Raw genomic sequence first — 13,860 nt, 5'->3', positions numbered from 1 at the left:
GGCCGGCTCCGAGTTACGCCGGGCGCTGGCGATGGTCAAGACGCTTGAGGAACTGGACTACCTGCTCGACCGGCTGGACGGCACCGTGCCGTTCCCGGACGAGGCGACGGGCCCTCGCGGCCGGCAGGGTTCGCCGGCCCGGGTGGTGCTGCCGGAAGGTTGGCTGACCGACCCGGACGACTGCACAGTGCCGGCGGGCGCCGACGTCATGCACTCCGGGGGCTGAGCCGACGGCTCGAAATCGCGTCTGGACCGATAAGTCAGTACGATGTGGGCTTTGTTGCGTGCGCTTGGGTGGCGGATCGATTTCGTGCCGCTGCACCAGCGGTGACAAAAACTGGTTGGCACCAGCCGCAGAGGTCGCAATGCGCGCGGCACTGCGCTGACATTACGCACGAGCACGCTGACGACTGGATCAGAGCTTCGGAGGCCGGTACGACATGAGTGACGCCGAGAACGACGCCACTCGTAGTGGTCGGCACGGCCCGGGCGGGGCGCATGCCTATCCGATCGCGCCTGACCCCAGGCCGTTGGGTGCCGCTCCCTGGGAGCGATTCTTTGTCCCCCCGGCCGACGACAACCTTCACCGCTGGCAGCCCGAGGCCGCATTCGAGCCCGTCGAACCGCGCGAGGACGACACCGACCGCGGCGGATCCCACACCGGCGGCGGCGTCAGCGTCGCCGACCTGATCGCCAAAATCGGTGCCCCCAGCCGGCCGGTCCATCACCGCGCCGCTCCGGAGGACCCGGAGGTCGAGCCCACCGGCGCCGAGCCTGGCCTGCCGATCGAGCTGCAGACAACGCAGGTGATCGACGACCTCGCCTACTCCCTGGACGCCGTCGCCGAGCTTCGGGCCCTCGAGGCCGCCGATTACCCGAACGACGACGACCCGAAAGACCTGGCTCCGGAGACCAGAGCCGAGGATCCCAAACGCAGGCGCCGGCCACTGCTGGTCGCCGCACGGTCGACGGCCGCCCTGGCTGCCGTGCTGGCCCTCGCGATGACCGGCGGGGCATGGCAATGGAGCACGTCGAAAAACGCCCGACTGAATACGATCAGCGCGCTCGACCAGAATTCCAGCGACATCCGCGACCCGAACGGACAGTACGGCGACGAGGACTTCTTGATCGTCGGTCTCGACTCGCGGCTGGGTGACAACGCCAACATGGGCGCCGGAAGCACCGACGACGCGGACGGCGAGCGCTCGGACACGGTCATGCTGGTCAACATCCCGGCCAACCGTAAGCGCGTGGTGGCGGTGTCGTTCCCGCGTGACCTGGCGATCACCCCGATGCAGTGCGAAGCGTGGAACCCCGAAACCGGCAAGTATGGGCCACTCTACGACCCGAAAACCAAGACCTACGGCCCGAAGATGGTCTACACCGAGACCAAACTGAACTCGGCGTTCGCCTTCGGCGGCCCCAAGTGCCTGGTCAAGGAAATCCAGAAGCTGTCCGGCTTGAGCATCAACCGCTTCATCGCCGTCGACTTCTCAGGCTTCGCGAAAATGGTCGACGCCCTCGGCGGTGTCGAGGTCTGTTCCAGCACGCCGCTACACGACTACGAGTTGGGCACTGTCCTCGAACACGGTGGCCGCCAAGTCCTTGACGGTCCCACCGCCCTTAACTACGTCCGAGCTCGCCAGGTCACCACCGAGGTCAACGGCGACTACGGCCGGATCAAACGCCAGCAGCTGTTCCTTTCGTCGCTACTGCGGTCGTTGATCTCCGAAGACACCCTGCTGGATCCCAACAAGCTCAACAACGTCGTCAACATGTTCATCAGCGACACCGAGGTCGACAACGTGCAGTCCAAGGATCTGATCCAACTCGGTCAGTCGTTGCAGGGCATGGCGGCCGGGCACGTCACGTTCGTCACCGTGCCGACCGGTGTGACCGACCAGAACGGCGACGAGCCGCCACGGATGGCCGACATGCGGGCCCTGTTCGATGCCGTCATCAATGACGATCCGCTGCCCGAGGAAAACGACCAGAACGCGCAGAATCTGAGCACGTCGCCGACGAAAGGCCCGTCGAAGGCGCCCACGACGAAGAAGTCGCCGGCACCGGCGCCGGAGGCGCAACCCGAGCTGATCACCACGACCTCGCCAACCGGTGTGACGGTGCGGGTTTCCAATGCGACCACGCAAAGCGGTCTGGCCGCCACCGCGACCACCCAGCTCAAGCACGACGGCTTCAACGTGATGTCCCCCGACGACTACCCGAGCTCGGTCAACGCGACGACCGTCCTGTTCTCACCGGGCAACGAAGAGGCCGCCGCCACGGTCGCGTCCTCGTTCGCCAACGCGAAAGTCCAGCGGGTTTCCGGCTACGGACAGGTCGTGCAGGTGGTCTTGGGCCCCGACTTCAAGTCGGTCTCGGATCCCTCGCCCAGCGGCTCGTCGATGAGCCTGCAGATCGAACGCGGCTCGAGCAATGCGCCGGCCAGGCTTCCGGAGGACCTGACGGTCACCAACGCGGCCGACACCACCTGCGAGTGACCGCTTTTGACGGCGCTCCGCCGCCCGTTCCGGGCGGCGAGACCGTACCCTGGGTGATATGCGGACCGCCTACCACGAGCAACTCTCGGAATTATCCGAGCGCCTCGGCGAGATGTGCGGCTTGGCGGGAATCGCTATGGAGCGGGCCACCCAGGCTCTGCTCCAAGCCGACTTGGTGCTAGCCGAACAGGTCATCTCCGATCACGAGGCCATCGCCGTACTGAGCGCGCGCGCCGAAGAAAGCGCCTTCGTGCTACTGGCATTACAGGCCCCGGTGGCCGGGGATCTGAGGGCCATCGTGAGTGCGATCCAGATGGTCGCGGACATCGACCGGATGGGTGCGCTGGCACTGCACGTCGCCAAGATCGCCCGCCGACGGCATCCCCAGCACGCCTTGCCCGAAGAGGTCAATGGTTATTTCGCCGAAATGGGCAGCATCGCAGTGGAATTGGGTAACAGCGCGCAAGAGGTGGTGTTGTCGCGTGACCCGGAGAAGGCCGCCCGGATTCGCGAAGAAGACGACGCCATGGACGACCTGCACCGGCATCTGTTCTCGGTGTTGATGGACCGTGAATGGAAGCACGGCGTAGCGGCGGCCGTCGACGTGACGCTGCTGGGTCGGTTCTACGAGCGTTTCGCCGACCACGCCGTCGAGGTGGCGCGGCGAGTCATCTTCCAGGCGACCGGCAAGCTTCCCGAGGAAGAGGCGAAACCCGCCTCGCAGTAAGCAGAACTGCCTCGGCCCGGCTTAATTGCCCGACTCCTCACACCTCGCTACGCGAGCTGCTTCGTCGTCAAGCTAGCCGAAGCGCCCGGAGATGTAGTCCTCGGTCGCCTTCTGATTCGGGTTGGAGAAGATCTTCTCGGTATCGTCCACTTCGATCAGCCGACCCGGTTTTCCGACGGCTTCCAGGTTGAAGAACGCCGTGTAGTCGCTGACCCGCGCCGCCTGCTGCATGTTGTGGGTGACGATAACGATGGTGTAGTCCTGCTTCAGTTCGCTGATCAGCTCCTCGATGGCCATCGTCGAGATCGGGTCCAGCGCTGAACACGGCTCGTCCATCAGCAGCACATCGGGTTGCACGGCGATGGCCCGCGCGATGCACAGGCGCTGTTGCTGCCCGCCGGACAATCCTCCGCCGGGCCGGTCCAAGCGGTTCTTGACCTCATCCCACAGGTTCGCCCCGCGCAGCGAATACTCGGCCGTCTCGTCGAGCACCTTGCGGTTGCGAACCCCCTGCAGCTTCAGGCCGGCTACCACGTTGTCGCGAATTGACATGGCGGGGAACGGGTTCGGTCGCTGGAACACCATCCCGATGGCCCGGCGCACGCCGACCGGGTCGACCCCGGCGCCGTAGATGTCTTCGTCGTCGAGGAGCACGCTGCCCTCGACCCGTCCGCCAGGCACCACCTCGTGCATCCGGTTCAGCGTGCGCAGCACCGTCGTCTTGCCGCACCCCGAGGGGCCGATGAACGCGGTCACGCTGCGGGGCAGAACCGACAGCGTCACATCCGAGACCGCGTGAAACGATCCGTAATAGATGTTGACGCTCTTGAGGTCCAACCGTTTGGCCACTTAGTGCTCCTGCCTATGACTTCCTGGTTCCCAGAAATCTTGCTATCACCCGGGCCGCGATGTTGATGATGGCGATCACCAGGATGAGGGTTAGTGCGGCACCCCACAACCGATCCGTGGGGATCGGGTTGAGGCTCGCGCCGGCCGTCGTCTGGTTGAACATCATGCCCGGCAACGTCCCCATGAACCCGCTGAAGATATCGAAGTTCATCGATTGTGCGTAACCGACGAGGATCAGCAGCGGCGCCGTCTCGCCCATCACTCTGGCCATCGCCAGCAGTATCCCCGTGACGATGCCGGACAGTCCGGTGGGGATGACCACCCGGGCAATGGTTTTCCACTTGGTGATCCCCAGGGCGTAACTGGCCTCGCGAAGGTCCATTGGGACGATGCGCAGCATCTCCTCGGTGGCGCGCACGATCACCGGGAGCATCAGCAACACGAGCGCCAGCGATACCGCGAACTGGGAGCGGGGAAGTCCCAGCATCGCCACGCACAACGCGTAGATGAACAGCGCCGCAACGATTGACGGCACGCCGTTCAGGATGTCCACCATGAACGACGCCAGTCTGCCCAGCGCGGTGCCGCCGCCGTACTCGACCAGGTATATCGCGACCATCAACCCGAGTGGGACGGAGATGAGGGCACACACCAATCCCTGCAGCACGGTGCCGACCAGCGCGTGGTAGGCGCCGCCCCCGGTCACGAATGCCGTCATCCCCGCTTGGGAGTGCGTCCACCACACGGTTGACGCGACCGCCTTGAAGCCCTTGACGGCCACCGACCACAACACCATCACCAGCGGTGTCACCGCGACCAGCAGTGACAGTGAAACCAGCACGGCCGCAACGTAGTTCGTCGTTCGACGGCGCCAGCTGACCGGTAAGAAAGTCTTCGGCTTGAGGGGCCGGTCCAACATCGAGGTCATCGGGCCCCCCTTCGCGCCGCCCCGGCGACGGCGCCGCGGGCCAGGGCGTCGACCAGGAAGGTGAGCACGAAGAGCGTCAGACCCGCGGCGATGTACGCGCCGGCCTTGTATCGGTCGTCGAATTCGGCTGCGGCGCCGGCGATCTTGGTCGCAAAGGTGGAGCCGCCGTCGAACAGCGACCACCCGAACGCTGACTGGGTGCCCCGCAGAATGATCAGCAGGGCCACGGTTTCACCCAGGGCGCGGCCCAGCCCCAGCATCGATCCGCTGATATAGCCCGACCGCCCGAACGGCAGTGTGACCGTCTTGACCACTTCCCAGCGGGTGGCTCCGAGCGCCAGCATTGCCTCGATCTGGTCCTGTGGCGTCTGGACGAACACTTCACGCGTGACCGCGGTGATGATCGGCAGGATCATCACCGCAAGCACGACGCCGCCGGTGAAGATTGTTCCGCCGCCGGCGGGCGACGCATTGCCGTTGGCGAACAGAAAACACCAGCCCAGCGAGCGATTGAGCCAGGTGGCGACGGGCCGCAGCTGCGGCGCCAATACATACAGTCCCCACGCTCCGTAGATGATCGACGGCACCGCGGCCAGCAGATCGACCGAGTAGGCCAGCGGCGTGGCGACCCGCCGCGGCGCGTATTGAGTGATGAAGATGGCCACGCCTAGCGCGACCGGCATGGCCAGGACCAGCGCGAAAAGCGACACGAACACGGTGACCGGCACCAGGCTGGCGATGCCGAAGTGCATCGCCGAGGTGTCCGTGGTGACCCATACACCGCCGTAGCTGAAGAAGTTCTCCCGATTGCGGTGCAGCGCCGGTATCGCGCGTCCGAGCAAGAACGCCGCGATCGCGGCGATGACCACGATGATGACCACGCCCGAGGATTGCGCGAGCCAGCGGAAAATCCGGTCCGCCACGTGGGGCCGCCCGTCTCCCCAGGGGCTGGTGGGTGTGTCCTGCTTATCCGGAAACGGCGCGGCGACAACCGCACCCGAACCCGCGTCGATGGGATTCGGCGATGTCACGGTGATCCCGTCACAGGTCTGCTGTCACTCCTTGGAACCCGATGCACTCGGTCACTGCATCGCATTGATGGCCGTCACCAGTCGTTCCCTGACCCTATCCGGCAACGGCACGTACCCGGCCTTCGCGAGTTCGCCCTGCGCGGTACTGGCGGACACCGCGAGGAACGATTTGACGGCCGCGGAGGTCTGGGCGTCGTAACCCTTTGAGCACACGATCTCGTAGGTGACCAGCAGTAACGGGTAAACACCCGGTTCCTCGGAGCGGTGCATGGCATTGAGGTCGAGCACCAGGTCGTCGCCTTCGGCCAGGAATTTGGCCGCGTTGACGGCTTTCCCGGCAGTCTCGTTGGTCAGGGGAATGACGCCACCGCGGGTGGCGATTTTGGCGTACGGCATGTGGGCCTGGTCGGCGAAGGCCTTCTCGACGTATCCGACGGAACCCGGGGTGGCCCGCACCGCCTGAATGATGCCGGCCGACTTCGCGGCGCCCTCGCCGACGCCGCCCTGAAACTCCGTGCCGACTCCCTTGGACCAGCTCTGCGGCGCGGCCGCGGTCAGGTACTTCTGCACGTTGTCGGTGGTTCCGGACGAGTCGGTCCGGTAGATCGGCGTGATCTTGGTGTCGGGCAGCGGCGTGCCCGGATTCAGCGCCACCAGGATCGGGTCGTTCCAGGCGGTGATCCTGCCGGTGAAGATCTTGGCCAGCGCGTCACTGTTGACTACCAAATCAGGATTTCCGGGCAGGTTGTAGACGATCCCGATGGGGCCGAAGACCATCGGCAGGTCCCAGGCGGGGTTTCCGTCGCAGCGCTTGGCGGCGGGCCCGATCTGGTCGGAGACCAAGGGGGAGTCCGCGCCCGCGAAATCGACATGTCCGGCGATGAACTGCTCACGCCCGGCGCCGGATCCGGTCGGGTTATAGGCCAGACCCTTTCCAGGGCAGTACTGGCCCCAAACCTGGTTGAACACCGCGATCGCGTTCTCTTGGGCGGTCGAGCCCTCCGCCGTCAGCTTGTCTTTGCCACCGCATCCGGCCGTTCCGGTGACTCCGGAGCTGGGCGCCGCGGTCCCACGGCGGTTCTCATCGCTACCGCAGGCGGTCAGTGCTCCGGCAACGAGCGCCGCCACCAACACCACCGCGGCCAGCGCCCTGCTCTGCCTGTCGAGCCTCACCGATCTCGCTTCCTGACATGTTTCTGACGCAGCGCCGCCGGCCAGCTTCATGTGAGGTTGCCAAGTGCCGGCGAAACCATGCCGGCACGGCCCGCAACAACGCCTCGGTGGCCAGAACCAGATTAGCGATCCGCGTTGACGCCGCTCGTACCCGCGGTCAGTTGGCCCCGGGAACGACCGCGTACGCGGTGTCGACGCTGTGGACGGTGAACCCCAAGCGTTGGTAGGTGCGCACCGCGGCGACGTTGTCCGACTCGACGTAGAGCATCACGGTGGGTTCGGGGGCGTCGGCCAGGCGGCGTCCCAACCAGTCGATGCCGACGGCGGTCAGCGCCTGCCCTAGGCCGCGACCTTGCGCCGAGGGATCGACGCCCACCACGTACACCTCGCCCAGGCCGGGTCGGTCCAGGTGCACCTTCGTCCAGTGGAAGCCCAGCAACGTGCCTGCCTGATCGCCGCCGGAGTCGTCAAACGCCAGGAACAGGCCGTTCGGGTCGAACCACGGTTCGTTGCGGCGCTCCGCCAGGTCGACGTCCGTCCAGCCGCCCTGTTCGGGGTGATAGGCAAACGCGGCGTTGTTGACCCGCAGCAGCTCGGCGTCGTCGGCGGCGCCCGCGTAGGTGCGGATCTTCACCCCGGGCGCCGGTGGCACGGTGTCGGGCAGGTCGCGCAGCGAGCGCCGCATCTGCATCAGTTCCCGCACGGGGGCCAGGCCCAGCGCGGACGCGGTCGCACGCGCCGGCTCAAGCGTGCCATGCGCCCAAAAACGGTTGCCTGCACCGGTTTTGGCTAACGCGGCGCGCGCCAGTGTGGACCCGATACCACGCCGGCGCGCCTTGGGGTGCACGACGAGTTCGGCCATGCCGGTCTCGCCGTCGCGTGGCGGGCTCAGGTTGAGGTAACCGACGATCGCGCCGCCCGTCGTTGCCCCCGACGCGCGATTCGTGATCAGCAGATGCTCGGTGCGGTCGTGGCCGAGCTCGCGCAGTACCTGCTCGCCAACGGGGGCGACTCCATCGGATTCGGTTGCCGCACTGACAAGTTCGCGTACGCCCCGCTGCTCGTCGTCGGTCAGCGTCCGGCGCCAGTCAACAGACGTCACTGCGTGTGCAACGGATCGACCAACGGGTCTTGGACGTCCTGCGATTCGGATTCGGGTCCGGCGCCGTTCGCGTCATCGGGCTCGGGAACCGGCGTGCGGCCGCGTGCGGGGCGGACGGCCTTATAGCCCACGTTGCGTACGGTGCCGATCAGCGCCTCGTACTCGGGTCCGAGTTTGGCCCGCAGCCGGCGCACGTGCACGTCGACGGTGCGGGTGCCGCCGAAGAAGTCGTATCCCCACACCTCGTGCAGCAGCTGCGCGCGCGTGAATACCCGCCCGGCATGCTGGGCCAGGTATTTGAGTAACTCGAATTCCTTGTAGGTGAGGTCCAGTGGGCGGCCCCGCAGCCGCGCGGTGTAGGTGCCCTCATCGATCACCAGCTCACCCAGGCTGACCTTGCCGGCACTCTCCTGGTCCGCGAGTCCGCCGCGCCGCCCGATCACCAGCCGCAGCCGCGCGTCGACCTCGGCAGGCCCGGTGGTGGGCAGCAGGATCTCGTCCAGACCCCAGTCCGGGCTGATGGCCACCAGCCCGCCCTCGCTCACGACGGCCAGCACGGGGCCCGCCCGGCCGGCGGTGCTCAACAGGCGGCATAGCCCTCGTGCCGCCGACAAGTCGGTGCGCGCGTCGACGATCACCGCATCCGCGGTCCCGGCCTCGAGCAACGAGGACGGTTCAGGCGGCGCCGTCCGGACCGTATGTGGAAGCAGGGACAACGACGGCAAGACCGGGTCGGGATGAAGCTCCGAGGTCAGCAGTAGTAGCTCCAACTAGTCCCTCCAGCTCGGGGGAACGGCATCTCCCAAATTCACAACGGCATTAAGCGTTAGTTACCAGGTCATCTAACGATAACGTGTCACCTGTTTTTTTTGCGTGGCAGACGAGTCAGTGTGACCCCCGCCACCAGCGATCCGGCGGGAACCCGCCCTGAGGTGTTACGCCACAATATGCGGGTGCGCAAGGTGCTGATAGCTGTGACCGCGACGGCGATCCTGGTTGCTGTAGTCGCCGTCGGCGCCATCGGCTTCGACTATGGGACCAGCATTTATGCCGAATACCGGCTGTCGTCCAGCGTCCGCAAAGCGACCAGGCTGGGCACCGATCCGTTCGTGGCCATCGTGGCGTTTCCCTTCATTCCGCAGGCGATGCGCGGCAGCTACAGCCAGGTGGAGATCAAGGCCAACGCCGTCGAGCACGCGATGACCGGCAAGGCCACCCTGGAGGCCACGATGTACTCGGTGGACCTCGCCCAGGCGTCGTGGCTGATCGGCCCGGACGCAAAACTCGCGGTGGGCAAGCTGGAGAGCCGGATCATCGTCGATTCGACGCACCTCGGCCGGTTCATGGGCATCAGTGACCTGATGGTCGAGGCGCCGCCTAAGGAAACCAACACCTCCACCGGCGGTGTCACCGCATCGGGTATCTCGGATAGCCACGGGCTGGTGTTCACCGGGACCCCCAAATCGGCGGGCTTCGATCGAAGGGTCAGCGTCTCAGTAGACCTCTCCATCGCCCCGGATGACCCGGCGACGTTGGTTTTCACCCCCACCGGCGTCCTCACCGGATCGGACACCGCCAACCAGACGGTGCCGGCGGACAAACAGGACGCCGTGCTGCATGCCTTCCGCGGAAGGCTGCCCAATCAGCGGCTGCCCTTCGGCGTCGCGCCGACCACCGAGGGAGCCCGGGGATCCGACGTCATCATCGAGGGCATCACCCATGGAGTAACCGTGACCCTCGACGGGTTTAAGCAGTCATGACCAGCGCTGACGACGATGCAGTGGGGGTACCGCCCGCCTGCGGGGGACGAAGCGATGACGTGGGGGCACGCCCCCAGAGGGAGGGACCCCCACCCGCTTGCGGGGGAGAGTGGCGCAAATGACCACAGTCGTCGTGACCGTCGCGGTCCTTGCCGCGGCAACCCTGGCCGGCTGGTTGTTGACCCGGCGCTCCGGAAGGATCCGGGAAATCGATCCGAAGCCGGATCAGGACACCGACGCCGACTTCGCGGCCCTGGGCCTTTCCCGCAGCGGACCCACGGTGGTGCATTTCAGCGCGCCGTGGTGCGGGCCGTGTGACCGGGTCCGCAGGGTCGTCGAGCAGGTCTGCGACGACCTGGACGATGTCGCTCACGTCGAGGTCGACCTGGACGCCAATCCGGAAACCGCGCGCCGCTATTCCGTCCTGTCCCTGCCCACCACGTTGATATTCGACGTCGACGGGAGGCAGCGATACCGCACGTCCGGAGTGCCCAACGCCGCCGACCTGCGCTCCGCGCTGAAACCGCTGTTGGCTTGAGCACGGTGTCATTGGGTAAGCTGACCGACGTGTCAGCCCGCCTCGAGCCCATGCTCACCCAGCGTCGCGCAGTTGAGCTGCGCCGCACCGCGGGCTGTTGTTGTTGCTGTTGCTGTTGCTGCTGAGTAGCCGCGCTTTCGCGTAGCACTCGGAGCGGCCCGGAATCCAGACCGTGGCACGTCTCCATTCGTCGTATCCGTCAGCAACAGATGTATCGAGGAGCAGTCCTTGCCAAGCAACACCACCACCACGCAGCCCGACCTGGTCGACGTGCGCGGACCCCGCTTCGCCGCCTGGGTCACCACCGCAGTCCTGGTGCTGGCGCTCATCGTGTCGGCGGTGAGTCCGCTGGTCGCCACGGTGATTCTGGCCGTCCAGGCCGTCATCTTCGCCATCGGCGCGGTCGGCGGGCCGCGCAGGCATCCCTACGGCCGGATCTTCGCCACCGTCGTCGCGCCGCGGGTGGGCCCGGTGCAGGATCGCGAACCGACCGCCCCGCTGAAGTTCGCCCAACTCGTCGGCCTGATCTTCGCGGTGCTGGGAGTGATCGGATTCGCAACCGGCGCCGTCCTGTTCGGCGTCATCGCCACCGCCGCCGCCCTGGTGGCCGCGTTTCTCAACGCTGCCTTCGGCATCTGCCTGGGCTGCCAGCTCTACCCGCTGGTGGCCCGTTTCCGACGCCCCGCGCGTCCCACCTGACCTGCTGTAACAAAAGCGATTGAAAGGACCCACTCCATGGCACGCTCCGACGTCCTGGTCTCCACCGACTGGGCTGAGAGCAATCTCGACGCCTCAGGCGTCGTCTTCGTCGAAGTCGACGAAGACACCAGCGCTTACGACGCCGGTCACCTCCCCGGCGCCATCAAGCTGGACTGGCGCTCCGATTTGCAGGACCCGGTCAAGCGCGACTTCGTCGACGCCCAGCAGTTCTCCAAACTGCTCAGCGAGCGGGGCATCTCGAACGACGACACCGTGATCCTCTACGGCGGCAACAACAATTGGTTCGCCGCCTACGCCTACTGGTACTTCAAGCTGTACGGCCACGACAAGGTGAAGCTGCTCGACGGCGGCCGCAAGAAGTGGGAGCTCGACGGGCGCGCCCTGTCCAGCGACCTCGTCAACCGGCCGGCGACGTCGTACACTGCCGCAGCGCCGGACAACAGCATCCGGGCGTTCCGTGACGACGTGATCGCGGCCATCAATGTCAAGAACCTGGTTGACGTGCGCTCCCCCGACGAGTTCTCCGGCAAGATCCTGGCGCCCGCGCACCTGCCGCAGGAGCAAAGCCAGCGGCCCGGTCACATCCCCGGCGCCATCAACGTGCCGTGGAGCAAGGCCGCGAACGAGGACGGCACCTTCAAGTCCGACGGCGAGCTGGCCAAGCTCTACGCCGGCGCCGGCCTAGACGGTGACAAGGAAACGATCGCCTACTGCCGCATCGGCGAGCGGTCGTCGCACACCTGGTTCGTTCTTTATGAATTGCTCGGGCATCGGAATGTGAAGAACTACGACGGCAGTTGGACGGAATACGGCTCCCTGGTGGGTGCCCCGATCGAGTTGGGAAGCTGATATGTGCTCTGCACCGAAACAAGGACTGACGTTGCCCGCCAGCGTCGACCTGGAGAAGGAAACGGTGATCACCGGTCGCGTCGTGGACGGCGAGGGTCAGGCAGTGGGCGGCGCGTTCGTCCGCCTGCTGGACTCCTCCGACGAGTTCACCGCCGAGGTGGTGGCGTCGGCCACCGGCGACTTCCGGTTCTTCGCCGCACCGGGATCCTGGACCCTGCGCGCCCTGTCGAAGGCCGGCAACGGCGACGCCGTGGTGGCGCCGTCCGGTGCGGGCATCCACGAGGTCGACGTCAAGATCGCCTGACCCGCCAGCCGTCCCCGACGGGGACGCCGCGGGACGAATAGACTTGTCCCCGTGGTGCTGTTCTTCGAGATCATGCTGGTCGTGGCGGTCGTGGTGATTTCATGGTTCGCCCTGTACACCCTCTATCGGCTCATCACCGACGAGTCGTGACCCCCGCCGAACCGTTGAGTACCGCCGGCTCCGGCGACCGGGCGGTGGCCGCCGCCGCTGAGCGCGCGAAGCTGACCGCCGGCCGCAACATCCCGTCCTACGATGACCTGCCCCTGCCCGCCGACACCGCGAACCTGCGCGAAGGCGCGAACCTGAGCGATGCCTTGCTTGCGCTGTTGCCGCTGGTCGGTGTGTGGCGGGGCGAAGGCGAAGGCCGTGGGCACGACGGCGACTACCGGTTCGGCCAGCAGATCGTGGTCTCCCACGACGGCGGCGACTACCTGAACTGGGAAGCCCGCTCGTGGCGGCTCAGCGAGACGGGCGACTACCAAGAACGCGGCTTGCGCGAGACCGGTTTCTGGCGCTTTGTCACCGATCCCGACGACCCCGGCGAATCCCACGCGATCGAACTGCTGTTGGCCCATTCGGCGGGCTACGTCGAACTGTTCTACGGCCGCCCCCTGACCCAGTCGTCCTGGGAGCTGGTCACCGACGCGCTAGCCCGCAGCAGGTCGGGCGTGCTGGTCGGGGGCGCCAAACGCCTCTACGGCATCGTCGAGGGCGGCGACCTGGCCTACGTCGAGGAGCGGGTGGACGCCGACGGCGGTCTGGTGCCGCATCTCTCGGCGCGGCTGTCCCGCTTCGTCGGCTAGTAGCGCATCGGCGACCGACCTGCGCCACGAGCCTTCAGATATGGAGCGGCCCCCGAGCCGTATTCCAGTTGGACAAAACCGGAAGCTCGGGGGCCGGGTGGCTGCGGGGAATTCGCTAGCGCGGTTGTGACGCCAGCTCTTCCGAGCCACTGCTGCTAGCGCGCAGCCACCTCACATGTCCATGAAGCTATCAATTCGCGGACCACCTCCCTTCTTGTGTACGACCGACCGTACCGGCGAATCGGCCAGCCGACAACAGAATTCAGCGCTTAGCGATCGCTGACGACGGCGGCGTCGATCAGTTCGGCGAAATCCGCGGCCATCGGCGACGGACGCAGCGGGCGGCCGTCAAGGGTATGCACGCGCGCGGCCAAGGTCATGCTGGAGATCAGCCAAACACCTTGGGCGGCATCCAGATCCGCGACACGCAGCGCCCGGTAGTCGCAGTCATAGCCCTTGTCCCTGGCCACCTCGAACAGCGCCTGCTGGGTGGTGCCGCGAAGGATCGGATACCACGGCGGCGGTGTCAGCAGGCACGGATTACCGTCCGGCGTCTCAGCGGCGGCGGCGATCAC

General features: G+C 66.3%; 15 protein-coding genes and 1 pseudogene. 9 read left to right on the top strand and 7 right to left on the bottom strand.

What is annotated here, in order from left to right:
- From A5652_RS08405 to phoU, 3 genes and pseudogenes are all read left to right on the top strand, one after another.
- Nucleotides 1-226 (top strand): annotated as a pseudogene (locus A5652_RS08405) (tRNA dihydrouridine synthase DusB); the annotation flags it as partial.
- Nucleotides 227-530: 304 nt separating this feature from the next.
- Entirely contained in the window at nt 531-2,501 is a 1,971-nt protein-coding gene (locus A5652_RS08400) for an LCP family protein (RefSeq protein ID WP_232001120.1), read from the top strand.
- Between the two features lie 58 nt (nt 2,502-2,559).
- Nucleotides 2,560-3,228 (top strand): phosphate signaling complex protein PhoU, encoded by a 669-nt coding sequence (gene phoU / locus A5652_RS08395; RefSeq protein ID WP_067349097.1) that lies wholly within the window; start codon nt 2,560-2,562, stop codon nt 3,226-3,228.
- A 72-nt stretch (nt 3,229-3,300) separates the two neighbouring features.
- Here the strand turns inward: phoU and pstB are convergent, their stop codons facing one another.
- From pstB to A5652_RS08365, 6 genes are all read right to left on the bottom strand, one after another.
- Entirely contained in the window at nt 3,301-4,077 is a 777-nt protein-coding gene (gene pstB / locus A5652_RS08390) for a phosphate ABC transporter ATP-binding protein PstB (RefSeq protein ID WP_067349094.1), read from the bottom strand.
- A gap of 13 nt (nt 4,078-4,090) precedes the next feature.
- Nucleotides 4,091-5,005 (bottom strand): phosphate ABC transporter permease PstA, encoded by a 915-nt coding sequence (gene pstA / locus A5652_RS08385; protein WP_067349091.1) that lies wholly within the window; start codon nt 5,003-5,005, stop codon nt 4,091-4,093.
- A complete protein-coding gene (gene pstC / locus A5652_RS08380; RefSeq protein WP_369805767.1) occupies nt 5,002-6,036 on the bottom strand; it encodes a phosphate ABC transporter permease subunit PstC in 1,035 nt (344 codons plus the stop codon). The genes pstA and pstC overlap by 4 nt, the downstream gene beginning before the upstream one ends.
- A gap of 51 nt (nt 6,037-6,087) precedes the next feature.
- Complete coding sequence (gene pstS / locus A5652_RS08375) at nt 6,088-7,209, bottom strand: phosphate ABC transporter substrate-binding protein PstS (RefSeq protein WP_067349108.1); 1,122 nt, start codon at nt 7,207-7,209, stop codon at nt 6,088-6,090.
- A gap of 157 nt (nt 7,210-7,366) precedes the next feature.
- Nucleotides 7,367-8,311: a mycothiol synthase gene (mshD, locus tag A5652_RS08370; protein ID WP_067349084.1), complete on the bottom strand. Its 945-nt coding sequence runs from the start codon at nt 8,309-8,311 to the stop codon at nt 7,367-7,369.
- Nucleotides 8,308-9,081 carry a response regulator transcription factor gene (locus tag A5652_RS08365; RefSeq protein ID WP_067349081.1) on the bottom strand — a complete coding sequence of 258 codons (774 nt, stop codon included), beginning with the start codon at nt 9,079-9,081 and terminating at the stop codon, nt 8,308-8,310. Before A5652_RS08365 ends, mshD begins: the two co-directional genes overlap by 4 nt.
- 177 nt (nt 9,082-9,258) lie before the next feature.
- On the opposite strand from A5652_RS08365, the gene lmeA reads away from it, so the two are divergent.
- The 6 genes from lmeA (at nt 9,259) to A5652_RS08335 (ending at nt 13,285) form a co-directional block, all read left to right on the top strand.
- The gene (gene lmeA, locus A5652_RS08360) at nt 9,259-10,071 is read left to right on the top strand and encodes a mannan chain length control protein LmeA (RefSeq protein WP_067349079.1); all 813 of its coding nucleotides are present in this window, start codon (nt 9,259-9,261) and stop codon (nt 10,069-10,071) included.
- Between the two features lie 118 nt (nt 10,072-10,189).
- Nucleotides 10,190-10,609, top strand: a complete 420-nt coding sequence (locus A5652_RS08355) for a co-chaperone YbbN (RefSeq protein WP_067349076.1) — start codon at nt 10,190-10,192, stop codon at nt 10,607-10,609.
- Between the two features lie 228 nt (nt 10,610-10,837).
- Nucleotides 10,838-11,308 carry a DUF4395 domain-containing protein gene (locus A5652_RS08350; protein WP_067349073.1) on the top strand — a complete coding sequence of 157 codons (471 nt, stop codon included), beginning with the start codon at nt 10,838-10,840 and terminating at the stop codon, nt 11,306-11,308.
- Nucleotides 11,309-11,344: 36 nt separating this feature from the next.
- Nucleotides 11,345-12,178: a sulfurtransferase gene (locus A5652_RS08345; RefSeq protein ID WP_067349071.1), complete on the top strand. Its 834-nt coding sequence runs from the start codon at nt 11,345-11,347 to the stop codon at nt 12,176-12,178.
- Nucleotide 12,179: 1 nt separating this feature from the next.
- Nucleotides 12,180-12,482 carry a DUF1416 domain-containing protein gene (locus A5652_RS08340; protein ID WP_007777644.1) on the top strand — a complete coding sequence of 101 codons (303 nt, stop codon included), beginning with the start codon at nt 12,180-12,182 and terminating at the stop codon, nt 12,480-12,482.
- Nucleotides 12,483-12,628: 146 nt separating this feature from the next.
- The gene (locus A5652_RS08335; protein ID WP_067349068.1) at nt 12,629-13,285 is read left to right on the top strand and encodes an FABP family protein; all 657 of its coding nucleotides are present in this window, start codon (nt 12,629-12,631) and stop codon (nt 13,283-13,285) included.
- 269 nt (nt 13,286-13,554) lie between these two features.
- Here A5652_RS08335 and A5652_RS08330 read toward each other — a convergent pair.
- The coding region (locus A5652_RS08330; protein ID WP_197513838.1) for an aminotransferase class IV at nt 13,555-13,860 on the bottom strand (306 nt) is incomplete at its 5' end.

It is taken from the genome of Mycobacterium sp. 1165178.9, assembly GCF_001673555.1.
Classification (GTDB): domain Bacteria; phylum Actinomycetota; class Actinomycetes; order Mycobacteriales; family Mycobacteriaceae; genus Mycobacterium.
Note: the sequence above shows the minus strand (reverse complement) of the source record. Positions and strands in the feature narration are given on the sequence as shown.

Bases quoted from the DNA above. Each gene is read 5' to 3' on its own strand.
- phoU (WP_067349097.1), top strand. From the start codon at position 2,560: ATGCGGACCGCCTACCACGAGCAACTCTCGGAATTATCCGAGCGCCTC.
- lmeA (WP_067349079.1), top strand. From the start codon at position 9,259: ATGCGGGTGCGCAAGGTGCTGATAGCTGTGACCGCGACGGCGATCCTG.
- A5652_RS08340 (WP_007777644.1), top strand. From the start codon at position 12,180: ATGTGCTCTGCACCGAAACAAGGACTGACGTTGCCCGCCAGCGTCGAC.
- A5652_RS08345 (WP_067349071.1), top strand. From the start codon at position 11,345: ATGGCACGCTCCGACGTCCTGGTCTCCACCGACTGGGCTGAGAGCAAT.
- A5652_RS08355 (WP_067349076.1), top strand. From the start codon at position 10,190: ATGACCACAGTCGTCGTGACCGTCGCGGTCCTTGCCGCGGCAACCCTG.
- pstA (WP_067349091.1), bottom strand. From the start codon at position 5,005: ATGACCTCGATGTTGGACCGGCCCCTCAAGCCGAAGACTTTCTTACCG.